The sequence below is a fragment of the Ignatzschineria larvae DSM 13226 genome, assembly GCF_038500265.1.
Lineage (GTDB): Bacteria > Pseudomonadota > Gammaproteobacteria > Cardiobacteriales > Wohlfahrtiimonadaceae > Ignatzschineria > Ignatzschineria larvae.
This window is the reverse complement of record NZ_CP150637.1, coordinates 1,709,689-1,733,829: the sequence shown is the minus strand read 5'-3', so window position 1 is coordinate 1,733,829 and position 24,141 is coordinate 1,709,689. Positions and strand designations below refer to the sequence as shown.

19 protein-coding genes and 1 pseudogene are annotated in these 24,141 nt (G+C 40.7%); 16 read left to right on the top strand and 4 right to left on the bottom strand.

Going from position 1 to position 24,141, the window contains the following annotated elements; all coding sequences use genetic code 11:
- Positions 1 to 43: 43 nt before the first annotated feature.
- From WMO13_RS07140 to WMO13_RS07095, 10 genes are all read left to right on the top strand, one after another.
- Complete coding sequence (locus WMO13_RS07140; RefSeq protein ID WP_026879236.1) at positions 44 to 436, top strand: capsular biosynthesis protein; 393 nt, start codon at positions 44 to 46, stop codon at positions 434 to 436.
- Complete coding sequence (locus tag WMO13_RS07135; RefSeq protein ID WP_026879237.1) at positions 437 to 1,174, top strand: glycosyltransferase family 2 protein; 738 nt, start codon at positions 437 to 439, stop codon at positions 1,172 to 1,174. It begins immediately after the preceding gene.
- Positions 1,171 to 2,730 (top strand): hypothetical protein, encoded by a 1,560-nt coding sequence (locus WMO13_RS07130; RefSeq protein ID WP_026879238.1) that lies wholly within the window; start codon positions 1,171 to 1,173, stop codon positions 2,728 to 2,730. The genes WMO13_RS07135 and WMO13_RS07130 overlap by 4 nt, the downstream gene beginning before the upstream one ends.
- A gap of 17 nt (positions 2,731 to 2,747) precedes the next feature.
- Complete coding sequence (locus tag WMO13_RS07125; protein ID WP_051396276.1) at positions 2,748 to 3,530, top strand: CatB-related O-acetyltransferase; 783 nt, start codon at positions 2,748 to 2,750, stop codon at positions 3,528 to 3,530.
- Positions 3,531 to 3,678: 148 nt separating this feature from the next.
- Positions 3,679 to 4,554: a UTP--glucose-1-phosphate uridylyltransferase GalU gene (gene galU / locus WMO13_RS07120; protein ID WP_026879239.1), complete on the top strand. Its 876-nt coding sequence runs from the start codon at positions 3,679 to 3,681 to the stop codon at positions 4,552 to 4,554.
- A gap of 87 nt (positions 4,555 to 4,641) precedes the next feature.
- Positions 4,642 to 5,907, top strand: a complete 1,266-nt coding sequence (locus tag WMO13_RS07115; RefSeq protein ID WP_026879240.1) for a nucleotide sugar dehydrogenase — start codon at positions 4,642 to 4,644, stop codon at positions 5,905 to 5,907.
- 41 nt (positions 5,908 to 5,948) lie between these two features.
- Entirely contained in the window at positions 5,949 to 7,619 is a 1,671-nt protein-coding gene (gene pgi / locus WMO13_RS07110; protein ID WP_026879241.1) for a glucose-6-phosphate isomerase, read from the top strand.
- Complete coding sequence (gene galE / locus WMO13_RS07105) at positions 7,616 to 8,635, top strand: UDP-glucose 4-epimerase GalE (RefSeq protein ID WP_026879242.1); 1,020 nt, start codon at positions 7,616 to 7,618, stop codon at positions 8,633 to 8,635. The genes pgi and galE overlap by 4 nt, the downstream gene beginning before the upstream one ends.
- 220 nt (positions 8,636 to 8,855) lie before the next feature.
- Positions 8,856 to 10,922, top strand: coding sequence for a capsular polysaccharide biosynthesis protein (locus tag WMO13_RS07100; protein ID WP_026879243.1), 2,067 nt, complete (start codon positions 8,856 to 8,858; stop codon positions 10,920 to 10,922).
- Positions 10,923 to 11,226: 304 nt separating this feature from the next.
- On the top strand, positions 11,227 to 13,152 hold the full coding sequence (locus WMO13_RS07095) for an SWIM zinc finger family protein (RefSeq protein WP_169727775.1): 1,926 nt from the start codon (positions 11,227 to 11,229) through the stop codon (positions 13,150 to 13,152).
- A 445-nt stretch (positions 13,153 to 13,597) separates the two neighbouring features.
- Here WMO13_RS07095 and WMO13_RS07090 read toward each other — a convergent pair whose 3' ends face one another.
- Entirely contained in the window at positions 13,598 to 14,968 is a 1,371-nt protein-coding gene (locus WMO13_RS07090) for a phosphomannomutase/phosphoglucomutase (protein ID WP_026879245.1), read from the bottom strand.
- A gap of 716 nt (positions 14,969 to 15,684) precedes the next feature.
- On the opposite strand from WMO13_RS07090, the gene WMO13_RS07085 reads away from it, so the two are divergent.
- Positions 15,685 to 17,025 carry a c-type cytochrome gene (locus WMO13_RS07085; RefSeq protein WP_026879246.1) on the top strand — a complete coding sequence of 447 codons (1,341 nt, stop codon included), beginning with the start codon at positions 15,685 to 15,687 and terminating at the stop codon, positions 17,023 to 17,025.
- Positions 17,026 to 17,152: 127 nt separating this feature from the next.
- Positions 17,153 to 18,004: a c-type cytochrome gene (locus WMO13_RS07080; RefSeq protein ID WP_051396278.1), complete on the top strand. Its 852-nt coding sequence runs from the start codon at positions 17,153 to 17,155 to the stop codon at positions 18,002 to 18,004.
- 410 nt (positions 18,005 to 18,414) lie between these two features.
- Here the strand turns inward: WMO13_RS07080 and WMO13_RS07075 are convergent, their stop codons facing one another.
- Positions 18,415 to 20,193, bottom strand: a complete 1,779-nt coding sequence (locus tag WMO13_RS07075; protein ID WP_026879248.1) for a Na+/H+ antiporter — start codon at positions 20,191 to 20,193, stop codon at positions 18,415 to 18,417.
- Positions 20,194 to 20,558: 365 nt separating this feature from the next.
- Positions 20,559 to 20,831 carry a rhodanese-like domain-containing protein gene (locus WMO13_RS07070; protein ID WP_051396277.1) on the bottom strand — a complete coding sequence of 91 codons (273 nt, stop codon included), beginning with the start codon at positions 20,829 to 20,831 and terminating at the stop codon, positions 20,559 to 20,561.
- A gap of 334 nt (positions 20,832 to 21,165) precedes the next feature.
- On the opposite strand from WMO13_RS07070, the gene msrB reads away from it, so the two are divergent.
- The 4 genes from msrB to WMO13_RS07050 all read left to right on the top strand — a co-directional run bounded on the left by msrB (position 21,166) and on the right by WMO13_RS07050 (position 22,997).
- Positions 21,166 to 21,612 carry a peptide-methionine (R)-S-oxide reductase MsrB gene (gene msrB, locus WMO13_RS07065; RefSeq protein WP_026879249.1) on the top strand — a complete coding sequence of 149 codons (447 nt, stop codon included), beginning with the start codon at positions 21,166 to 21,168 and terminating at the stop codon, positions 21,610 to 21,612.
- A 262-nt stretch (positions 21,613 to 21,874) separates the two neighbouring features.
- Positions 21,875 to 22,159 carry an ArsR/SmtB family transcription factor gene (locus WMO13_RS07060; RefSeq protein ID WP_245601171.1) on the top strand — a complete coding sequence of 95 codons (285 nt, stop codon included), beginning with the start codon at positions 21,875 to 21,877 and terminating at the stop codon, positions 22,157 to 22,159.
- 96 nt (positions 22,160 to 22,255) lie between these two features.
- Positions 22,256 to 22,588: a YeeE/YedE family protein gene (locus WMO13_RS07055; RefSeq protein WP_156923281.1), complete on the top strand. Its 333-nt coding sequence runs from the start codon at positions 22,256 to 22,258 to the stop codon at positions 22,586 to 22,588.
- 1 nt (position 22,589) lies between these two features.
- Complete coding sequence (locus WMO13_RS07050) at positions 22,590 to 22,997, top strand: YeeE/YedE family protein (protein WP_026879251.1); 408 nt, start codon at positions 22,590 to 22,592, stop codon at positions 22,995 to 22,997.
- A 70-nt stretch (positions 22,998 to 23,067) separates the two neighbouring features.
- On the opposite strand, the pseudogene WMO13_RS07045 reads toward WMO13_RS07050, so the two are convergent.
- A pseudogene (locus tag WMO13_RS07045) lies at positions 23,068 to 23,724 on the bottom strand (IS1595 family transposase).
- Positions 23,725 to 24,141 lie beyond the last annotated feature (417 nt).

Below are 24,141 nucleotides of genomic sequence, written 5' to 3'. Positions count from 1 at the left end.
TTTGATAGATATGTTGTCTAGCAGTTGAGATTAGGGTCTATAGATGCAACGAATTATTATGGATTTAGATGATACAATCAGTATGACGGAAGCAGGTAGTTATCGAGAAGCAGAGCCTATTATGCCGGTGATTGAGAAGCTACGAGCCTTAAACCAGCAGGGCTTTGAGATTGTGATTAATACCAGCCGCAATATGCGAACCTTTGAGGGCAATGTCGGGAAGATTAATGCCAATACCTTACCGATTATTATCGAATGGCTCAATCAACATGAAGTGCCTTATGATGAGATCTATACCGGCAAGCCTTGGTGCGGTTTGGAAGGATTTTATGTAGATGATAAGGCGATTCGTCCAGCGGAGTTTGTATCGTTATCATTAGAAGAGATCTATGCTCGGCTTAAGCGAGATAAGCTCGTTGAATCAAAGGAGTCATAAATGATTGTTATTCCGATGGCGGGCTTGAGTTCCCGTTTTTTTCGTGCAGGTTATACATTACCGAAATATCAATTGCCCCTTGGGAATGAAACGGTTTTTACTTGGGCGGTGCGCTCATTTGCGCGTTATTTTACTGCCGATTGTTTTGTCTTTATCTATCGAGATATTTACGATACCAAGGCTTTTATTGAAGCAGAAGTACTCCGATTAGGGATTCAAGATTATCGGTTAGTAGCATTATCTGAAGAGACATTAGGGCAGGCAGATACGGTCTATCGAGGGATTCAAGGTTTAGCGGATGAACCCTTATTTATCTTTAATATTGATTCAAAGCTTGAGAATTTTGAGAAGCCAAGCTGGTATCTTGAGTGTGATGGCTATCTTGAAGTCTTTAAAGGGGAGGGAGATCATTGGTCCTTTGCAGTGCCGGGAGAGAGCAACCGCGTGATTCGAACCACAGAGAAAGAGCGCGTGTCGGAGCTCTGTAGCAATGGCCTCTACTATTTTCGATCGTCACAGCAGTTTAACGAGTTGGTGGAATCGGCGATTCAAGATCAAGATTTAGTCAATAATGAGCTCTATATTGCGCCGCTTTATAATCGTATGATTGCAAATGGGACGGATATTCGTTATCAATTAGTGGGGTTAGATCAGATCAATTTTTGTGGCGTGCCGGCAGAATATGAAGCGATGTGCGCGTCCGTTTCCGAGAAGCAACCATCGGGAGAAATATCATGATTATTATCACTTCATCAGCCTATCTCTCGGCAGAATTCCAGGTGGAGCTAGGGGCGATTCCCCCGACATTTCTGCCCTTAGGCAATAAGAAGTTATTAGAGCATCAAGTGATGACATTAAGGCAATATTACGATGATCAGATTACTCTGACATTGCCGGAATCTTTTGAAATAACTGAGATTTTACAAAAGCAGATTGATCGGTTAGAGATTGAAGTGATTCAAGTGCCGGATCAGTTCTCTCTGAGTGAAGCGATTCTCTATACGCTCAACGTCTCAGCAACAGAGGATGACAAGCCGGTTCGTATTCTCTACGGCGATACCTATATTGCTGATTTCTCCTTTGCAGAAGTAAGCGATGATCTGATTGCCATTGCGAAGGTGAAGAACTCTTATAATTGGGAATATGTTGATACGATTTTGCATCAGGATAATTTGGTTTGGTGTGGTTATTTTAGCTTTAGTCATAAATCACTGCTGCTCAAAAGTTTGGCTCTAGTGCGGGATCACTTTAATGAGGCAGTGAAGTATTATACTAAGAATCAGATTGTCTCTTTCGGTTTTACGGAAACATGGCAAGATTTGGGGCATATTAATACTTATTTCGCCGCTAGGGCAAATCTGACCACGCAACGGGCATTTAATACATTATTAATTAACAGCGGTATTGTGACAAAGTCCGGGGAGCCAGCCCGCAAAATTGAAGCAGAAGCACGATGGTTCGAGGAGCTTCCTAATCATCTGCGGATTTTTACACCGCTATATCTTGGGGAATGTACTCTTAAGGGGCGATTGGGTTATTCCTTAGAATATCTCTCCTCAATGCCGTTGAATGAGCTCTTTGTACATGGACAAAATCAGGTGCAAGATTGGCAGGTTATTTTTGATGAAACCAGAAGATGGTTTGCGCTATCGAGTACGGAAAGTAAGGCGGTGTCGGCTGAGATTGTGAAGGATTATCAACGGTTAATCATCGATAAAACGGATGAGCGGATTGCGCAATTTGCCAAAGAGAGCGGTATTTCCTTAGATCTTCCTACCTATTATGCCGGCAAGAAACTGCCCTCTATACGGGAGATTTGCCGGGAGATGATCGAGGCGACTTTGAAGTTACCTAGTCGATTGGGTATTTTGCATGGGGATCTCTGCTTTAGCAATATGCTCTTTGATTCAAGAGGGCTACGTTTAAAACTGATTGATCCACGAGGATTAGATAGCGCCGGGAATTTTACGATCTATGGAGATCTTAAATATGATTATGCCAAGCTGACACACTCGGTAATTGGGCTCTATGATTTTATTATCTCCGGAGATTTTCTAATTGAGAATGCCGGGACATCAGAGGTTGTATTGCACTTTGACATCAATGAACGCATTATCGATATTCAGGCGCTCTTCGCGAAGACCGCTTTCCTCGAGGGCGTAACATTACAAGATATCTTGCCGGGTGTCATACTTCTCTTCTTCTCAATGCTCCCTCTTCATAATGATCGACCAGATCGGCAGGAAGCGATGTTGTTGAATGGGCTTAGATTGTATGTTGTTTATTTGATGTAAGAAAGGAAACTAACTTTATGAGTATAATATGTGAGGAAGGTAGTAATGTTACAATCTCTGTAACAAATGATCTGATTGATTTTTTTGAAGAGAATCGTATTTATTGCCATGAGCAAAAAAATAATGCGCCTAGAAGATGGAAAGTTGGAGATAGATTATTTACATTAAAAAACATAGAGCTAGAACCATATATCTGTTACCGATCTGGTCATCATCTATTTTCATTGGGTGCATTTTCTTATAGTAGTTCTGTATTCCCTCTAAATGTTCAAATTGGTCGTTACTGTTCAATAGCTTATAATGTTCGGGTGATGGGATGGCAACATCCTGTTTCTGCTGTAACAACGAATGTTTTGACCTGTGTACCATCGATAAGGTGGGTTAAAATAGCGCATGAGGATTTTGGGGTTGATAATTTCGCTTATGTACCAACTCCGCAGAAAGGTTCCATTAATATTGGGCATGATGTGTGGATTGGACAAGATGTTTTATTATCTCAAGGTATCAATATAGGAACGGGCGCTATTATTGCTGCTGGCGCTGTAGTGACTAAAGATGTTGAACCATATTCAATAGTCGGGGGAAATAAGGCTCAATTAATTAGGTATAGATTTCCTGAAGAGATACGATTGCAACTATTGGCTAGTAAGTGGTGGGAATATAGTTTCAAAGATTTACAACGACTTGATTTTTCAAATCCAATTGCATTTATCCAAAAATTTGAAAGGATACAAAAGGATTTAGAAGTATGGGATCCAAGTTTGATAAATGTTTATAGGTATTTAAAGAATAATTCATAATGTTATTCGTTGGTGAGTCGTAATGATCGGAAACATGATCTTAAGCGAAGAAATGCTATACTCTCAATATTTAATATTATTTTATAATTGATAATTATTTCACTTACAATAAAGATTAGATATAGGTAAAGGATAGATAGGAAACCTCATGATCAAAAAAGCAATATTGCCTGTTGCAGGCTTAGGTACCCGATTTTTACCGGCGAGTAAGGCGATCCCAAAAGAGATGGTCACAGTGGTGGATCGGCCTGTGATTGAATATGTGGTGAAAGAGGCGGTGAGTGCCGGGATTGAGGAGATTATCCTTGTGACGCATAGTTCTAAGGCGAGTATTGAGAACTATTTTGATCACAATTTTGAATTAGAGACGATTCTCAAAGAGAAGGGGAAATACGATATCCTTGCGGAGATTGAGGCGATTATTCCTGAACATGTGCGGATTGTTAGTGTTCGCCAAGGGCAACCCTTAGGGCTTGGTCATGCGGTACTCTGTGCGAAATCCTTGATTCAAGAAGATGAGGCGTTTGCGGTATTACTGCCGGATGTTTTAGTCTATAACGAAGTAGGGCAACATGACCTGAAAGCGATGATCGATCAATATGGGAAGACTAATGCTGCACAGATTATGGTAGAAGCGGTGCCGAATCACTTGGTGGATCAATATGGGATTGTCGCGGTGGCAACAGATCCTGAAAGCGGGCAATCAGTGCCGATGCAAGGGATTGTGGAGAAACCGGCAGTAGATCAAGCGCCATCAAATCTCTCGGTGATTGGGCGCTATATTCTGCCCGGAGAGATTATGTCGCTCCTGGAAAAAACACCAAAAGGGGCGGGAAATGAGATTCAGCTCACTGATGCGATTGCGATGTTACAGCAAAATCAGCCGATTGAGGCTTACCGAATGCATGGGCAAACATTTGATTGTGGGAGTAAATTAGGTTATCTCGAAGCCGTTTTGCATTATGGATCGATTCACCCGACATTAGGGGAATCTTTCCGGGCGATGATCAAGGCGATGCAGTAGAGTAGTTATTCCATACAGAGTTCGATAATGTGGTAGATTAACGAGATTAATTACATAATAATCGCACAATAGGAACAGAGTTTAAATATGAAGATTGCAGTGGTGGGTGCAACACTCCAAGCAGGTGTTTTAACCGCATTATTATCCAAATATGGGAATCGTTTAACGCTCTTTTTTGATCAAGAGACCGCACATTTTTTCTCGGATCTACAGGACCTCCATCTACGTTTAGCGTTAGAGGAGTTAGCGATTCAAGAGACCTTTCAAGTGGTGGATTCTTTTCGGGATCTGCCTGAGGATATTGAGTGTTATCTGCTCTGCTATGACACCTTAGAGATGGAGAAAGCGGAAGCTTTTTTACTCAATTTAGCGAACGCGCGAGAGATGACAAACGCCTCAGCTCAGCTCCTACTGATTAACGGTTCAACCTTTGGCCTCTATGGGACTAAGCGATTACAACAGCTCTTGCCACAAGCGCAGTGGGCATATCTACCGGATATTATTCAAGAGGGAAATGCGATTCAGAGTTTTACAGGGCAGGAGCGACTGATTATCGGCGTTGAAACGCCAGAAGCATTGCGACTTCTCAAAGAGCTTTTTCGCCCCTTTTTCCCACACGAGAGTCAATGGCTTGTGATGCCGATTTTAGATGCCGAGTTAACCAAGCTCAGCATATCGGGGATGTTAGCGACTCGAATTAGCTATATGAATGATCTTGCGAATGTGGCAGAGACGATCGGCGTGGATATTAGTAATATCAAACAAGGATTAGCGGCGGATCGGCGGATTGGCGGTGCCTATCTATCGCCGGGAGCGGGATTTGGGGGTGAAAACTTCTCAAGTGATATCTTAATGCTCTCTAAAGAGGTGGAGCAACGGGGTGTGAAGAGTCGGCTCTTAGAGCAGGTATGGGAGATTAATGAGGATCAGAAAGAGGTCCTCTTCCGGAAGTTCTGGCGCTATTATGGAACGCAACTCCACGCTAAAACGGTGGCCATTTGGGGCGCCTCATTTAAGGAAGAAACTGCAAGTACTTACAATTCCCCCATTCATAAGATGCTTAAAGCGCTTAATGCCGAAGGGGTGAAAATCCGTCTCTTTGACCCTATGGCGATGGCTGAGGTGAAGGCTCTATATCCTGATATAGCGATCTATTATGCGAAGGATCAATATGATGCGCTGCAAGGTGCGGATGCGCTCTTTATATTGACCGCGTGGAAATCATTCTATGCGCCTGATTATCAAAAAATGAAACAACGGATGCAACATCCTTATATTTTAGATGGACGTAATATCTATGATCCCGAGTTTATGCGTGCAGAAGGCTTTATCTATGAAGGAGTAGGGCGATGAAAGAGTCTGTAGCAAAATCTTTGGCAGCAAAACCATTGACAATGAAAGGTTGCCCTCTAACACAAAATAGCTATTTTGAGTCTCTGCAACAATCCGCAGCGCGATTTGAGACGACTCATCTAACGCAGCTCTTTTTGAAATATCCGAATCGTTTTCATCAATTGAGTTTTCGTTTAGAAGAGCTCTTGGTGGACTTTAGTAAGCAGCGATTAGACTCCTCGATTGTGGCGCAATTACAGGATTTAGCCATTGCCGCCGGGTTGCCTGAAGCGATTCAAACACTCTTTTCTGAAACGAAGATCAATCAGAGCGAGGGACGGGTGGCGATGCATTGGGCGCTGAGAACGCCGGAGCAAAAACTGCTGACAATGGGGATTGATCAAAGTATTGCTCGGGGGATTCATCAAGAGTTAGAGAAGATGTATGCGCTGGTGGAGAAGATTCACCAAGGGCAATATCGGGGGGCTACCGGAGAAGTGATCACTGATGTGGTGAATATCGGCGTTGGGGGATCAGATCTTGGGCCCTTGATGGCAAGCTATGCACTCTCTGATTTTAAAGTGGCCACAGAGAAACCGCTTCGCATCCACTTTGTATCGACGATGGATGGCAGTCAATTATCCGAATTACTGCATCGACTTCGCCCGGAAACCACGCTCTTTATTATCTCTTCTAAATCCTTTGGAACCATTGATACGCTTAAAAATGCCGAGACAGTGAGGCACTGGTTAGATCGTCATTTAGGGTTATCGGAAGCGGTATTGCATAATCATTTTATCGGCGTTTCGACTAATGTGCCGGCAATGACACAATGGGGCATTGCACCGGATCGACAGCTTTTACTCTGGGATTGGGTTGGCGGACGCTATTCCCTCTGGTCTTGTATTGGTTTACCGATTGCCTTGACCATTGGGGTAACGGAGTTTAAAAACTTCTTAGCTGGTGCGCATCTGATAGATGAACATTTTCAACAAGCGGCATTAGCGGAAAACCTACCGGCATTATTGGCACTTATTGGGATTTGGAATAGTAATTTTCTTGATATTCAGACTCATGCGGTATTGCCTTATGATGGCCGCTTGAAATATTTCGCCAGTTACTTGCAACAGCTGGAGATGGAATCGAACGGGAAAGATATCACCCGAGAATCCACCCGAGTAGACTATACCACTTGTCCGATTATCTGGGGCGAAGTGGGGCCAAATGCACAGCACGCATTTTATCAATTACTCCATCAAGGTACTCAGGCGGTGAGCGCCGATTTTATTGCACCGATTCATCGATATAGTGATGCCCAGTTTACCTATAGTGAGAGTGCTGAAGCACTGCTTGAGCAGCACGATTTGGCGCTTGCCAACTGCTTTGCGCAATCTCGATTATTAGCTTTTGGTAATGATGCCCTACAAGAGGATGCGACAGAATTACCGCTCTATAAACAGTACCAAGGTAATCAGCCGAGTACCACGTTACTCATAGAGCGATTAACGCCGAAGACGCTTGGGATGTTGATCGCTCTTTATGAACATAAGGTCTTTGTGCAGTCGGTGATTTGGGAGATTAACCCCTTTGATCAATGGGGGGTTGAGAAAGGAAAAGAGATTGCAAATCAATTGATTCCGATGATAAAGGGTAATCAAGAATCTCTCAATATGGTAGACTCATCCACAAGAGGTTTGATTCAAAGCTTAACAATAGCGAGGAATAATCAATGAAAATTTTAGTAACGGGCGGTGCGGGATATATCGGTTCTCATACCTGTATTGAGCTCTTAAATGCAGGGTTTGAGGTGGTGGTTTTTGATAATCTCTCAAATAGTTCATTAGAATCGCTTCGTAGAGTGGAAGCATTAACCCATAAAACCTTGACCTTTATCGAAGGGGATATTCGAGATGGGGTGGCATTAGATGCGGTGTTTAACGCGCATGAGATTCGTGCGGTGATTCACTTTGCCGGGCTTAAGGCGGTGGGAGAGAGTCAAGAGAAGCCGCTTATCTACTTTGATAATAATATCGCCGGCTCAGTCTCCTTAATGGAGGCGATGGCACGGGCAGAGTGCTTTACTATGATCTTTAGTTCCTCGGCGACGGTTTATGATGAGGCCAATATATCGCCCTTGACAGAAGAGATGCCCACTGGAATGCCGTCAAATAATTATGGCTATACTAAGTTGATCGTAGAGCAGTTACTGCAAAAAGCTTCAAAAGCAGATCCACGCTGGTCGATTGCGCTTTTGCGTTATTTTAATCCTGTGGGTGCGCACCCAAGTGGGCAAATAGGGGAAGATCCGCAAGGTATTCCGAATAACCTGATGCCTTTTATGACACAAGTCGCGGTGGGAATGCGAGAGAAACTCTATATCTTCGGGGATGATTATCCTACAGAAGATGGAACCGGCGTTCGGGATTATATCCATGTGGTCGATCTTGCGAGGGCCCATCTATCTGCTTTACAGAATCGTTTAGAAGAGACAGGATGCCGAGCTTGGAATATCGGGACGGGGAATGGGACTTCTGTGTTAGAGATGAAAAATACCTTTGAAGCGGTCAATCAGGTGACGATCCCCTTTGAGATCACCGATCGCAGAAGTGGTGATGTGGCAATCTCCTATGCTGACAACCGCCGCGCCATTGTAGAGCTTGGTTGGAAGCCACAATTTGCCTTAAAAGAGATGCTAGAAGATAGCTGGCGCTGGCAGAAGTTGAACCCGAAAGGGTATCGGGAAGAATAATCCTACTGAATCGAGCTAGCTTATAATGAATTTGATATAGGTTATTAGCTAAATTAAATGTAACCCACTTTTTTGATCAGAAAATTTTGATTAAAAATAGTGGGTTATTTATTACAATGAGAATTAATTAAAGTGGTATAAAAAGTTAATGAATATCATTAGACTATTGACCGATATAGGCTCATGATGAGCTGGCCTGAAATTTAAATAGAGGATTTTCATGATTATAGCTTTCTCGAAAGGCTTAAAGCGTAAGCAGTTACTGCTAGAAACAGTCATAGGCGATTCTGATCAAGATATTGTCGTTGGCTGGGGGAATAAACCAAATACAGCGAGGGCAAGGGCTTATGCGAGCAAACATCATCTTCCTTTTATCACTTTAGAAGATGGTTTCTTGCGTTCTATGGGGCTAGGTGTCTCCGGCGATGAACCCCTCTCTTTGGTAGTAGATGATCTCGGAATCTATTATGATGCAAGTAAGACTTCAAGACTTGAACAGCTCATCATAGATCATCAAGCGCTACAACCTTATTTAGAAGAAGGGGCTCGGGCATTAGCGCTGATTCGAGAACACCATTTAACGAAATATAATTACTTACCTGTAGGTTGGCCAGAGGCGCTGTCACTTGATACAAGTAAGTCTCAGCTATTGATTATTGATCAAACCTTTGGGGATATGTCATTGCAATATGGGGGAGTGACACCGAATACTTTTATTGAGATGTTAGCGCAGGCTAAAAAGGAACACCCCGAGAGCCATATTTGGATTAAAATCCATCCTGATGTATTAGCAGGGAAACGGGCAGGGCATTTCACTGATTTGATGCCTCAGTTGCAGCAAGATCCTCAAATTACACTTTTAACCGAGGATATCCATCCTCATTCATTGCTTGAAAAGATGGATCAGATCTATGTTGCAACTTCGCAAATGGGATTTGAGGCATTGATGCTCGGCAAAAAGGTGACGACTTTCGGGGTGCCTTGGTATGCCGGATGGGGGTTAACGGAAGATCGACATCCTAATGTTTTAGAGGAAGACTTTCAATCTCGGAGGTCAGAGCGGTCATTATTAGCGCTTTTTACAGCGAGTTATTTACAATATTGTCGTTATCTGAATCCTTATACCGGCAAGCGTGGGACGATTTTTGATGTGATTGACTATTTAGTGATGATGAAACGGCGAGAAGCGCTTATTGCCGGGGAAATTTGGTGTGTGGGGCTCTCATTGTGGAAACGGCAAATTATCCGTCCTTTTATTCAAGGGTATAATAATCAATTACGTTTTTTTCGGACGCCGAAACAGCTACAAAAGGCTTATCAATCTTTGCCCATAGAGGCAAGAAAGCCAAATGTTCGTCTTTTACTATGGGGGAAAAAATTCCCTGAATTAGCGGAGTGGGCAAATAGAGTACAATTATCCATTCTTCGTATGGAAGATGGTTTCATTCGCTCGGTCGGATTGGGATCTAATCTTGTACCGCCTCGCTCCTTGGTATTAGATGATCTTGGAATCTATTTTGATGCAAGTACCCCCTCTCGTTTAGAGCAAATTTTAGCAGAATCTCTATTTGACCCATCACTATTACAGGAAGCTGAGCAGTTACAGGCAGCACTAATTGCCAATAAGATGGGGAAATATAATGTAGGTCGGCAGGATTGTAGGCTTCCAAATGTGGTAGGTAAACCGATTCTTTTAGTGCCAGGGCAAGTAGAAGATGATGCTTCAATACAGACAGGCACTCGGGATATCAAGACGAACTTAGGATTATTAACGGAGGTTCGCCGGCAAAATCCACACGCTTATATTGTCTATAAACCGCATCCTGATGTCGTGAGTGGTAATAGAGTAGGGACCATTGCCGAGGATGAAGCGCTGCGTTATGCTGATACTATTATGGATGAAGTTGATATTATTTCTCTGATAGAACAGAGTGATGAGCTTCATACTATGACATCGCTTTCAGGATTTGAGGCGCTACTCAGAGGTAAAGAAGTCAGTTGCTACGGCGTACCATTTTATGCAGGATGGGGATTGACAGAAGATCGGTACACTTTAGAGAATCGTCGGGGGCGGGCTTTAACATTATCCGAGTTAATAGCAGGGACATTGATTCTCTATCCAACCTACCTTGATCTTAAAACAGGAAAGATTACCAATGCATTGAGTGCATTACAAGCATTAACGGTGGAGAGAGAGGCAGTGAAACAAGGCAATACGATTCACTCTAATTGGCCTAAACGTAAGTGGCAACAGCTCAAAGGATTGATTCAAACTCTAAGATGGTAGAGGGGTTATTGTATTAATGTACAAGTTCATTAATCTTTTATTATATTTCACTATAAATTATTGATGATTGTTATTCCGATAATAAAAGGTGATCAAAAATCACTCAATATGGTAGACTCATCCACAAGGGGGTTGATTCAAAGCTTAACAACAGTGAGGGATAATCAATGAAAATTTTAGTAACGGTGCTGGCAGAAGTTGAATCCAAAAGGGTATCGCAATGTAGTCAATTGAAAGACTATTTAAATGACGATAGAGAACTACAGATAGCTATTGATAATAAGATAAGTAAGTTTAAATAAATATGATAAGCACTCAACAGCAGATACAGCAACAATATAAGTCCGATATTCAGGAGATGAAATCTTGGTTATCTATTTTAACTACACCTGAAAAATATCGTAAAGGGGTGCAATATTATAAAGATGGGCGAGTGCTTGAGTTTGAGATGACTAAGCAGCCCCGGAAAGTCTCTGTTGTTATCGCTGGAAGTGGGAAGCATTACTATCAAGTTAAAATTGATCTAGAGCGTTTAACGGGGCGGTGCGATTGCCCTAGCGATCACCCTCAACAAAAGTGTAAGCATGTTATTGCTACGATCTATGCTTTAGCAGATGATGATTATCAACCGAATAAGAAATTATTGCTGGCTTATAAACATGCAACAGAAGAAGATGCTCTATTTGAGGATATGCAGTTAAAGAGCATGGGGAGACAAAATAGATCTGCATCTGCTAAAAATCATGCATTGAAACGGCAATTAGCAGAGCTAGTGAGATCAAAAGAATCCACTAAGTTGAAGTATCCAAAGTATTTGGAAAAGTTCTTCAAAGAAGCAACAGATGCAGAGAAGTTAGCACTCTTAACGTATTTATTAGATACCGAAAAAGTGACACATAGTGCAACCAAATTGTGGCTAGAATCGCAAACATGGGATATGAAATCAGTGATTGCATTTGTGAATAAACAGAAAAAAGGATTTGCCCGCGATTTCTATGGAGAGAAAAGTGAACAGTTGACCCAGGAGATTGACACTTTTTTTGCGAACGTCATTCATCATATAGAGAGGAATGTGAATGGTATTGTAGAAAAGTGCAAATTATGGTTACAGATATTACAGCTGATCTATGATGAGTTGATTTATGAAGGACATAATTCTGTAGAAATTGAAGATCTTTATGAGGTCTTTGCGCTTTCTATGGTTACGGCGCTAGAAACTGATCCACTTGAGATTAAGCCTATCATTGAAATGGCACTCAATCGAGATGCTAATCAAGCAATTTGGCGGGCTTTAGTGAGTTGGGGACAAGAACAAGCGCGTCTGTTAGTTCTAGAGCGGATAGAGTTCAGTAATACTCGGATAATAGAGGGGGTTGAGGATAATACATATCTTCAGCTATCCACTTTAGCGCTTATTGTTATGAGACCAGATCTCACGATGGATGATCCATTTTTTTATCCGGTGATTGCAGAATGTGACTTAATATCAGAGAAGAAGCGGACGTATTATTATAAGCTCTATTACAATCGTACGGGGCAAATGGAGAAGTATTTACAATATTGCGATTCTATTTCGGGAGATCGTATAGATCGGTATGAGTTTCTTTATCTGCTAGAGAGTAAGCAGTGGGAGAAAGTACAATTAATATTAGATCGAGTTTTGTCAGATAGAGATTATGCGATTAATAGTCGATCGGTATTGACACTTCAAGAGGCGGCATCTTTACAACAAGATTTGATTGAAGATTATCATCCTGTCAAAACTGCAAAAGATAGAGAACTTAAAAAGCAATCATTACTCACACTTTATGAGCTTGTAACACAACACCAAAATATGAGTGAAGCTGATAAAGCTGCGTTTTTTTGGGAATCAGGACAATATTTACAATTGTTAGGTTATTTTAAGTGGTTTAGAACGCAAAGTTTATTGCAGAATAACTACACTTTTAAAAGTGGACAGCACAAAGAGCCCCTCGTTTTTTATCTTCGCGCCTTATCAGCAACACGTCAAACGCCTGAGATACAGTTATTATTTAAATCCCTATTAATGATAGAACAAGATTATTTAAGAGAGTGTCGTAGTAATAATTATGAGTTTACATTCGAAGTGGTGGTGGCCTGTCACAAGGTAGGATTGATTCAAGAAGTACAAGATTTTGTTCACTATTGTACAGAGCATTACACACGACGTAAAAAACTCATTGAAGAGTTACAAAAGTTTATTAAATAGATTTTTCCTTAGAGTTGATATGTAGAGCATACTTATAGGCGTTAATTCATTTATAAAGATGCAGGAATTGGCAAAATTAGTGCATCAAATACGGGGTACAGAGAGTTTTGATTGGTCTTAATTATCATCTATCTCTATTTTGTATAGTAACATCGGTTCAAAATAAGCATTATTGAAATGCTGGCGCATCAGCTGATCGAGGCAAGGACGATGTTCTATCCGGCATCCTGCAAATGTTGTTTAGTACGGTTTTACCTTCTTTTAAACCCCCATAGTAGCTGTTTAAAAAACATCTTTCTTAAACCAAATTTACTATAAAACCATTTTTCTTAAACCAAATTTGAGACATCAAAAAGGACACTCAAAATCCAATGAGTGTCCTTTTTTAGAGCTTAAAATAACCTTTGTAATCTGAGTGGCAGATAAGCGAGAGATGAGCTTTAGATTACCCTGTAATCAGTTGACTCACTTCTGCGATATACTCTGCCATTGGTTTAGGGTTTTTCCGTTGATCGGTTTCGATATTGAGGCGCAGTAGAGGTTCTGTATTTGAGCTTCTGACATTGACGCGCCAATCGCCGAAATCAAGGCTGATACCATCGGTAGTATCAAGCTTAGGGTTTTGTGGCCGATAATGTTGTAGGATTTTTTCAATGGTCGCCTTGCTATCTTTAACTGTGAAGTTGATCTCACCACTACAAGGGAATTGAGCGATCATCGCTTCCACGAGCTCTGAGAGCGGTTGGCCTGTTTTTGAAAGCAATTCAACAAGTAAGAGCCAAGGAATCATACCACTATCGCAATAAGCAAAATCGCGGAAATAGTGATGAGCACTCATCTCCCCACCATAAATGGCATTTTCTTGACGCATTACTTCTTTGATATAGGCATGCCCTGATTTTGACTGTACAGGTGTGCCACCCATATTTTCCACAATATCAATGGTATTCCAGACAAGACGTGGTTCGTAAACAATCTTTTCATTCGGGCTTTGTGAGAGAAAAGCTTGGGCTAAAAGACCGATAATATAGTAGCCATCGATAAATTGCCCTTTCTCATCAAAGAGAAAACAGCGGTCAAAATCGCCATCCCAAGCGATCCCTATGTCGGCTTGATGAGCAAGAACTGCATCTCGTGTTACGGCCCGATTCTCTACAAGTAGAGGGTTAGGAATCCCATTAGGGAAGGTGCCATCGGGTTCGTGATGGATTTTAATCAGCTCTAACGGAATATTGAGGGCTTTAAATTGCGCTTCTAAAGCATCGATTACATGACCTGCTGCACCATTACCGGCATTAACGACTAATTTCAGTGGGCGAATGACTTTCGGATCGATATAGGTAAGAAGATGCGCAACATATTCAGGGAGAATATCGTATTGTTTAACAGCACCTTTGTGTGTGCTCTCGGTGAATTGATCGGCAACCACTAAATCATGAATGGCCTGTAAGCCACTAGCCATACCAATGGGGCGGGCATTTTCATGAACCAGTTTCATACCGTTATAATCAATCGGATTATGACTTGCAGTAATTTCAATGCCGCCACCAACATCTAAATTAGCCGCTGCAAAGTAGATCTCTTCAGTGCCGGTTAGCCCAAGGTCTAGTACATCAACGCCGGCATCAGTTAATCCCTTAATGAGTGCTTGTTTTAATGTTTCGCTTGAAAGCCGAATATCAGCGCCTACAGCAATCGTTTTCGGTTGATAGATCTCTGCATAAGCACGTCCTACTTTATAGGCGAGTTCTTCGGTGATCTCTTCTCCGAGTTTTCCTCGAATATCATAGGCTTTAAATGCGGTAAGTTGAGTCATATTGTTTTCCTTGAGTTGTTCTATTGTGAATCTATAAGGCATCTTTATGTCGAATGTTACGAATTTTATCAAATTGAAGCGCATAAGTCCTTTAGGCAATATCTCTTTTTTCCTAATTATTTATGATAGTGATTTTATAGTCGCTTTATAACGATATTTAAGGGTTAAGATCATCGAAAATTTCGAAAATAAATGTGAAAAAATCAGCTTTTTATTTTGTTCAAAAAGAACGATTCTCATTTATGGTATGAGTTTAATGGTATGAAACTTCTATTGTTTTTATAAAAATAATTTGTTTAAAAAAAGGTTTATATTTTCTTGCTCTATTAATTTGACTAAAGTCATCTTTTGATTGATAAAGGCAGTGTACTATGTGTCGACATATTCGATATATTTGAATAAAACCTATAGGGAATGTAGTGATGCCACGTTTCAATAATGGTATTGCAAGAGGTTAGGGTATGTTTCATAACTCATTGAGCCATAATTATGATTTTATTGCTAACTAGAAATATTGAAAATTATGGGTTTTAAAAGCTAATTATTAATATCAAAAATAAAAACTAAGATAAAAAACAAGATAAAAATTAAAAGAAGAGGTTACAAAAAGCTTGCAAGCAAGAGATTTAAAAATCCAAAGCAAATTTAAAGCAAGTTTAAAGTGAGAGTTTGACGGGAATTGAATAAGTTATTGTGTACTTTTAGAAGGAAAAATTATGAAGAAAATCATTAGCTGGCTAATCGCTATCTGCGTGATAGGATTTATCGCCGTCTATGCGGGCGCTGCATTAGTAGTGAAATCCCGTAAAGCCCCGGAACCTGATAATGCGACCGCCATTACATACAATGATGAACTGATCGCGCGTGGTGAATATATTGCCCGCCTTTCAGATTGTGCAGCTTGCCATACAGTGCCGGGTGAAGCTGAATATAGCGGTGGTCTTGCGATGCAAACACCTTTCGGGGCAATCTACTCAACGAATATTACGCCGGATGCGGAAACAGGGATCGGTAACTATTCGCTCACAGAATTTATTAATGCGGTAAAACATGGGGTTCGTAAAGATGATTCGCCACTCTATCCGGCGATGCCTTATACCTCGTACACCATTATGCCGGATGAAGATATGGAAGCGCTCTATGCCTACTTTATGGAAGCAGTGCCGGCAGTGAAGAAAGCAAATGCACCGACCACATTCCCATGGATTGTGAGTATGCGTTGGCCGGTGGCTTATTGGCAATTACTCTTCTCTCCGATTCGGGATTTTGAACCTAATCCTGCATTGAGTGATATTGAAAATCATGGGGCTTATATTGTCGAAGGACCTGGGCATTGTGGTGCTTGCCATACGCCGCGTGGTCTTGCTTATGAAGAGAAAGCATTATCGAACAATTCAAATCTCTATCTCTCAGGAGCTGTGATTGATGGTTGGCGTGCAAAAAGCTTACGTGGCGAAGTGCAAGGCTTGAAATTATGGGATGAAGCTGAGATTGTGGAGTTCTTAAAAACAGGTCGTACGGATAAAGTGATTGCCTTTGGTGCAATGGCCGATGTAGTACAACATAGCTCGCAATATTGGAGTGATCAGGATCTTAATGCAACGGCGGCTTACTTAAAGCAACTCTCGCCGGCACCTAATAAGATGTTAGAGTTACCAAAGAAAGAGGATACAACAACCGATCTACTGCTCTCAGGTGAATATAGTGATCCTGGTGCCATTCTCTATGTTGAACATTGCTATGCATGCCATCGAGCCGATGGTGATGGTGTTCCTCGGATATTTCCAGCCCTGAATCTCAATAGTGCGGTATTAGCCAATAACGCTCATTCAGTGATTCAAGTCACCTTAGAAGGGGGCAAAATGCCAGATACACCGGCAGATCGTATGGCATTTACGATGCCGGCATTTAATCATCTAAGTGATGATGAGGTGGCTACGATTATCAACTTTATTCGTAATAGCTGGAATAACACAGCGCCGGAAGTTAAGCCAGAAGAGGTGGCTGAGATTCGTGAATTCTTACGCAATAAAGCGCCAAATATCACTTTAAACTAGGGAGATTATCAATATGCGTAAAAATGTGATGAAAAACGGCACCACTTTAACGAAGCGTGCAAAAGCAACATTCACTCGGGTGAAGGGTTTTAAACGTTCATTATTATTATCGCTTTTAACAGGGGTGATGATGATAGGCGCTCAAGCGATGGCAGTGAACTTAGCAGAAGCTGATCCTGAGCGCTTTGCAATGGTGGATCAAGAGGGTCATGATCTTGGTTGGTATACAGTACCCTCTGATCTTGAGATCTTAAAAGAACCGAATGCGAAAGAGATTATGTATGGGAAATTACTGCTAAATGAAACTAAGCGAATGTTACCTGAAAATACTGGCGCAACGATGAACTGTAATAGTTGTCATATTGCTGAAGGAAAGGCGAATTATGGTGCGCCATACCTTACAACTTCCCATCAATATCCGAAGGTGATGCCACGTTCTGGCAAAATGGTAGATTTAGTCGGTCGTATCAATGGCTGCTTCCAACGTTCGATGAATGGTAAGCCGCTGAATCCTGAGTCAAGAGAGATGCAAGCGATGATCGCTTATATGGATTGGCTCAGTCAATCGCAACCTAAAGGTGCGAAAGTGGATGTCGTGAATGCCGGACCTATCGAAGAGTTAACGCCAAATCCTGAAAATGGCCGCCTTGTTTATGAGCAACATTGTGCAACCTGTCATGGTGATCAAGGGGAAGGGCTTAAGGATAAACGAGGAAATTTGATCTTCCCACCACTTTGGGGGCCTGAATCTTTCAATATCGGTGCCGGTATGGCGAGAACTTATAAAGCAGCTAGCTTTGTGAAATACAATATGCCAATGGCGGTACAGAAAGAGGGCGCTTGGGGACAAGGTCATGTATTAACCGACCAAGAAGCGGTAGATGTCTCTGAGTATTTTACCCACTTACCAAGACCTGATTTCCCAGGTAAAGTCAACGACTGGCCGAATGGTAAAAAGCCAAAAGATGCGCGCTATTAATTGTGAAGTTTAATTATATAACTCTATGATATAGTGAAATTATATAGTTCAATCATAAAACTTCATTCATAAAAGTTCATGAATGAATAATCGATCTAAGATCCTCAATACACTACCTTGAGGATCTTTTTTATAAGTAGCATAAAATATAGTAATATCGGTTCAAAATAAGCTTATCCAAATGCCGGCGCATCAGCTGATCTAGGCGAGGAGGCTGTTCTATCCGGCATCTTGAAGTGTTGTTGAGTACGGTTTGATCTTCTTTTAAAACCCCACACTAGCTACTTAAAAACTACTTTTCTTAAACCAAATTCACTATATAAGTAGGATAAAAAATCCTCGGTGATCATCATGGGTTGTTTATCATGAAAATCACGGAGGATTGAACTCTTATGATAAGGGGGCAGGCCTTAATTGTTTGGATGGATCGGGGATCTTCCCAAAATAAGGGCTTCTGCAAGATCTAACTCATAGAGTAGATTCGCATAGAGTTCGGCACTCAAACGATTTTTAGATTTTAACTCAAAGAGTTTCCTGCGCTCGGCACGAACAGCAGCAAGGCGCATATGTACCTCAATAGCATCAGTCTCTTTGGTTTTTTCGATCATATGATTGACTTGCTCAATTTCACTGATTACGTGATTCATAATTTGAGAGATAAAGAGTGTGGCCTCTTCATTGAGCTCTTCTTCACTCTTTTCAGTATTTTCCGATACGATATCGGTCTCTTGCTTCTGATCTTCTTTGGCTTTAGCCGCGATTTGTTGCTCTTTCATCGCTTTATTAAGTAAGGTTTCGGCAGTAGATTTCACTGCATCAATTGCCGCTGTTGCGATTTCAGAACGAATCTCTTGTTCCTCTTTATTATTTTCAACTTCTACATGGACATCATTGGCTGATTTTTTCTTCCGTAATAAAATAGGAAGCACTAAAGCCGCAGTGACAAGAGAGAGGATAATAATCCCTGCTGATAAGAAGATCACTTGATAACGAGCGGGGAAAGGTACGTCGGGATTGGTAGAGATTAGTAGCGGAATAGAGAGTGCCGCTGATAAGGTGACAGTTCCTCGAACACCCGAGAAGGTCAGAATGAGTAGCTCTTTAAAAGTCATTGAAGCAAATGACATTGGCTTTTTGAAAGGCGTATAAGGACTTAATAGACGCAGTAATGCGACCCATAAAAAGCGTAGTAACAGAAGTGCAAGATAGATAAGAACAATATCGCCTAAGAGCGTGGTAAAGGTGGTTGAAGGGTCAACAAGGGCATCGGAATAAGCATTTTCAAAGATCCCGGGGATCTGTAAGCCAAGCATCAAGAAAACCGCACCATTCAGTAGATACTCAAGTAATCCCCAGACATTATTGGCACGAATACGCGTTTGAACAGGCGTATTTTGCATGAGTTTAGAATAACCTAAGGTCATACCGGCTGCAACCGCTGAGAGAATCCCTGAGAACTCTAATAATTCGGCAATAGCATAAGAACCGAAAGGGAGAAGCATGATGAGAATCATTTGCGATCCCATCTCATCATTTTGTAATCGGCTTAAGAAGAGAATAAATTGCACATAGAGCCAGGTAAAAGCGATCCCGATTAAAATACCGCCTACTGCCATTTTAAGGAAAGTGAGGCTGAGCATTGCATAATCATGCGCCGTTGAGAGCGCAGTAATACCAAGCGCTACGGCGATGGCAAATTTGAGTGACACCAGAGCAGAGGCATCATTCATCAGCGCTTCCCCTTCAAGCACCTGCATTAACCGATGAGAAAGACGACCTTTACCGACGATACTTGAGAGTGCAACGGCATCCGTTGGCGAAAGAATTGCAGCTAAGGCAAACGCTACAGGCAGCGACATCTCCGGCATAAAGAAGTAGATTACATAACCTAAACCCACAACGGTTACAAAGACTAAGACGAGTGCTAAGCTAACGATCTCCCGACCTGAATGAAAAAATTCCCGTAGCGGCATCTTCCGTCCATCTTCAAAGAGTAATGGCGGAATAAAGAGGAGCATAAAGAGCTCAGGGTCAAAGGTGACATGAAAGCCGTTATTTGGCCATGAAACTACCGCCCCTAAGATGATCTGAATGAAAGGGAGAGGGAGATTAAATGGGAGAATTTTATAGATAGAGCTCGAGAGCGCTATTAATAAGATAATCACAAAGATCGTAATGAAAATACTCATAGTCGATTAATTATATTTCTTCTTTAAGTGGTAAGAATGTATGAATTTCCATAGTGATGTTACGCACCGAGGATTACAAGTTTTTGCACAATATAATTTTAATAGATAAAAATGCCGTATTGACTCATGATTCTTATGTCATTGTTGTATTATCAAAATGATAACGTGCATAAAGGCGCTGTTAGTATATCACGTTTATTTTCAACGATTGTGTTAGTCACGATTCACTATTAAAAATAGAGGGCAAGAGACGTACAATCAGCTGCTCTATTTAGTGATATTTGTTATGGTGTTACGATAGTGCGCTGATACTTTCAAGATTCTTCTTAGAGGATTAATGGCTTATTGAACTGAGGATAATCATTTCATAGGTCAGTGATTAAACTGGCTTTGGGATATTGTTGTAGAAGATCGCTATAAGCACCTAGATTAACGGCATGCGTGTAACCATGTTGCGCTAACATAAAGGCGGCGATACCTGAGCGTGCGCCGGCCGCGCAATAGAGTCCGATCGGTGTCTCTTTATCATCGACATAATCTCTGATCTCATCAATAATATTTTGATATTCAATTAAAATGGCGCCATCAAGATGGCCTTGGGCATATTCATGTGGTGTACGAACATCGATTATGAGCATGTATTCTCCTTTCGCATATTTATGCGTTATAAAAATAGAAATTAAAAGCAAAGTATAACGGATATTGTAGGGATTGTTTTATGATTCTACGGATGAACCCTCATAATATAGTATATGTTTTATTTTCAAATAGTTGTTGCGTTACTTTTTGAAAATTAACAAAAAATATAAATTGAAAGGACGCTGATAGAGTGTTTTATTGTTATTTAAAATATTGTAAAGTCTACCGAAGGCATGAGTATATCGTGCTATTACATAGAAACTCAGATAAACCAGTGATCTATTGATCAATGACTATCAGAAATAGCTTAAAATTTAATAAGGGGAAAACGGTATGACGCATAAAAAAGATGATTTAAAAAAACGTTTAACAGAGATGCAATATTATGTCACTCAGGAAAATGGGACAGAGCCACCTTTCAAGAATGAATATGATCAACATTTTGAAGAGGGGATTTATGTGGATATCGTTTCAGGGGAAGCACTATTCTCTTCTAAAGACAAATTTGATGCCGGCTGTGGTTGGCCTGCTTTTGCGAAACCCCTCAAAGAAGAAGAGATTATTGAGAACGAGGATTTCTCTTATGGTTATCATCGAACCGAGGTTCGGAGTCAAACCGCAGACTCCCACTTAGGGCATGTTTTTGAAGATGGTCCTCAGGAACTCGGTGGGTTGCGCTATTGTATTAACTCGGCAGCATTACGCTTTATTCCAAAAGATCAATTGGCAGAAGAAGGATATGAGGCTTATATCGCATTATTTGAGCCGTTAGAATCTTAAATAGTACAGGATTAGAGAGTCAAAATGTATAGAATGTGACTTAGTGAAGACGCATTTATGGTATGTGACTATTTATATAGTATTAATGTGATATCTATTGTAGATATTATTAGAAACAGAGCTTGGTTCATAAGAAGTGGTTGATTGTTACAAATTACTTTTAAATAGATTATTTTTATATATAATGATGGATGGATTTATATTGAGCAATATGAGGGTTCATCTTTAGGGAAGAGAAATGAAAAAGTTGGATATCGAAGAGATGCAAAAGGGTGCATGGGAGGCAACGCAATTTTTAAAGCGTTTTGGTAATGAAGATCGGCTACTGCTACTTTGTCATTTAAGCAAAGGGGAGTATACCGTATCGATGCTAGAAGAGATTACCGGCATTCAACAACCGACACTTTCTCAGCAATTAGGCGTCTTACGAGCAGATAATCTTGTTAAAACCCGTCGAGATGGTAAGTGGATCTACTATTCAGTGGAAGATCCTAAAGTACTCATATTACTTGAGGTTATTTATCGATTATTTTGTCCTAGGGAGTAGTATTTATTTATGTCACTGTTTTCATAACCCGCTCTGATTGGCGGGCTTTTTATTGGGTTCGCTGCGGCGCTCTTTCTGCTTGGCCTTGGGCGTATTATGGGGGTGAGCGGTATTGCGACTAACCTATTAAGTCGCCGAGGAATAACAGACTGGCGCGTGCTCTTTATGATTGGTTTACTACTGTCACCTTCAATCTATTATCTGATTTTTGGCGCATTACCTGAAGTTGAAGTGACCTCCTCATTACCACTTTTAATCGGCGGTGGGCTTCTAGTCGGCGTAGGATCAGCAATGGGTTCAGGCTGCACGAGTGGCCATAGTGTTTGCGGTATTGCGCGTTTAGCACCAGGGTCATTAGTGATTACAGTGATCTTTATGGTTGCCGGCGGTGTCTCTGTGTTTGTCTTAAAACATTTGATGGGGGGTTAAGATGCGTCTATTAATCGCTTTTGTATCAGGGCTTCTCTTTGGTCTAGGATTACTCTATTCAGGAATGGCGAACCCCGCGGTAGTACAAGGTTTCTTAGATCCTTTCGGGGATTGGAATCCTGCGCTTTTATGGGTAATGGTGGGTGCTTTAGCGGTATCTACTATAGGTGTAGTCATTGCCCGTCGCCTAAAGCGAACATTGACCGGTGATCCTCTAAATTTCCCGATGAATAGTAAAATCAACCGAGATCTGATTGTTGGCGGCTTAATCTTCGGTGTCGGTTGGGGATTAGTGGGAATTTGCCCAGGCCCCGCCTTTGTTCTGTTAGGTCGCGGATTATGGGAAGGTGTGATCTTTGTGATTGCGATGCTAGTGGGAATGAAGTTGGTCAATTTTTTTAAGCGTTAGTACTTTGTTTAATTCATTTCTTGATAAACTGTCGTGTAAGTATATTCTTCCTAGGGCTGACATAGATAAGCTAGTTTAAATTACCTTTAACCCTTGATTTGAACTGGCTTAGTTGCTCTTTATAATTAGGAATATTAAATTTTCACCAAAATTCCTTTAAAAATAGCTCAAAATTCTCTTTAGGAATACCGTTAAATTTTCTCATATATCGTTTGGCTTGATTTCAGAAATTCTCAATACCATTAATATGATTATGTGATTTTGCAAACCGTTTATTATGATTAATTCGATAATGTTTAAACTCACTCACATCGAGCACATTATAACTTTTAAAAGAATCCGAATACACGATATGATCAGGAATTACCTTTCCCTCAATAATCGGAATAAGTGTCTCTGATTTAGCATTAGGAATAACTTTTGTGTAAACCTTTTCCCTATTCTCTAACAGTCCAAATACGGGGATTTTACCTGTTGATCCTTGCCCTCTTTTTCCTTTGCGAATCCCACCAAAATAAGATTTATCAACTTCAATTTTTCCATCAAATAACTTCGCTTCAAATTGTTTGTGATAAGCAAATATTAAGAGGTGTAAACGATGATAATAATAAATCGCTATATTACGATTAACACCGACAATTTCAGCAACACATCGAGCAGTAGTTCCTGCGATGAAATGCTCCATTAATTTAGTCTGTTTTTGTTGGCTTAGTCTACTTTTTCTCATAACATAAATAATACCTTAAAAGGTGTTATCTATGTCAGTCCCTAGTTCTATTTATACTATAGTCATTCCGGTTTAAGAAAAGTCCCAATCATTATAGGATGAAGGTTCTTACAAGCTAGCAAATATTTTCACTTAATAATTTAAAACCAATTTCACTATAATTTAATCCGTTTTTATTCTAGATAATAGCTTAGACAGCATTATCTAGGGCAGTTATGATTTTTATTATCAAAATACAATATATTCTCAAAAGCTCCCTCGAGAAAGCATCTAGAGGATTTTAAATCACTATCTGTTTATTATCTCATCAGTATGAATTTTCTAATAGCTTATTCAGAAATTACATGGATGTATTCTCCTTATATGGGCTATAGAGCATCAATATTATGTATATGTTGTAGTTAAAGGCTGAATCGA

Coding starts and splice junctions, on each gene's coding strand:
- WMO13_RS07085 (WP_026879246.1), top strand. CDS start 15,685: ATGAAGAAAATCATTAGCTGGCTAATCGCTATCTGCGTGATAGGATTT.
- WMO13_RS07130 (WP_026879238.1), top strand. CDS start 1,171: ATGATTATTATCACTTCATCAGCCTATCTCTCGGCAGAATTCCAGGTG.
- msrB (WP_026879249.1), top strand. CDS start 21,166: ATGACGCATAAAAAAGATGATTTAAAAAAACGTTTAACAGAGATGCAA.
- WMO13_RS07140 (WP_026879236.1), top strand. CDS start 44: ATGCAACGAATTATTATGGATTTAGATGATACAATCAGTATGACGGAA.
- WMO13_RS07075 (WP_026879248.1), bottom strand. CDS start 20,193: ATGAGTATTTTCATTACGATCTTTGTGATTATCTTATTAATAGCGCTC.
- WMO13_RS07100 (WP_026879243.1), top strand. CDS start 8,856: ATGATTATAGCTTTCTCGAAAGGCTTAAAGCGTAAGCAGTTACTGCTA.
- galE (WP_026879242.1), top strand. CDS start 7,616: ATGAAAATTTTAGTAACGGGCGGTGCGGGATATATCGGTTCTCATACC.
- WMO13_RS07060 (WP_245601171.1), top strand. CDS start 21,875: ATGCAAAAGGGTGCATGGGAGGCAACGCAATTTTTAAAGCGTTTTGGT.
- WMO13_RS07055 (WP_156923281.1), top strand. CDS start 22,256: ATGGGGGTGAGCGGTATTGCGACTAACCTATTAAGTCGCCGAGGAATA.
- WMO13_RS07115 (WP_026879240.1), top strand. CDS start 4,642: ATGAAGATTGCAGTGGTGGGTGCAACACTCCAAGCAGGTGTTTTAACC.
- WMO13_RS07090 (WP_026879245.1), bottom strand. CDS start 14,968: ATGACTCAACTTACCGCATTTAAAGCCTATGATATTCGAGGAAAACTC.
- WMO13_RS07070 (WP_051396277.1), bottom strand. CDS start 20,831: ATGCTCATAATCGATGTTCGTACACCACATGAATATGCCCAAGGCCAT.
- WMO13_RS07135 (WP_026879237.1), top strand. CDS start 437: ATGATTGTTATTCCGATGGCGGGCTTGAGTTCCCGTTTTTTTCGTGCA.
- WMO13_RS07125 (WP_051396276.1), top strand. CDS start 2,748: ATGAGTATAATATGTGAGGAAGGTAGTAATGTTACAATCTCTGTAACA.
- WMO13_RS07080 (WP_051396278.1), top strand. CDS start 17,153: ATGATGATAGGCGCTCAAGCGATGGCAGTGAACTTAGCAGAAGCTGAT.
- pgi (WP_026879241.1), top strand. CDS start 5,949: ATGAAAGGTTGCCCTCTAACACAAAATAGCTATTTTGAGTCTCTGCAA.
- galU (WP_026879239.1), top strand. CDS start 3,679: ATGATCAAAAAAGCAATATTGCCTGTTGCAGGCTTAGGTACCCGATTT.
- WMO13_RS07095 (WP_169727775.1), top strand. CDS start 11,227: ATGATAAGCACTCAACAGCAGATACAGCAACAATATAAGTCCGATATT.
- WMO13_RS07050 (WP_026879251.1), top strand. CDS start 22,590: ATGCGTCTATTAATCGCTTTTGTATCAGGGCTTCTCTTTGGTCTAGGA.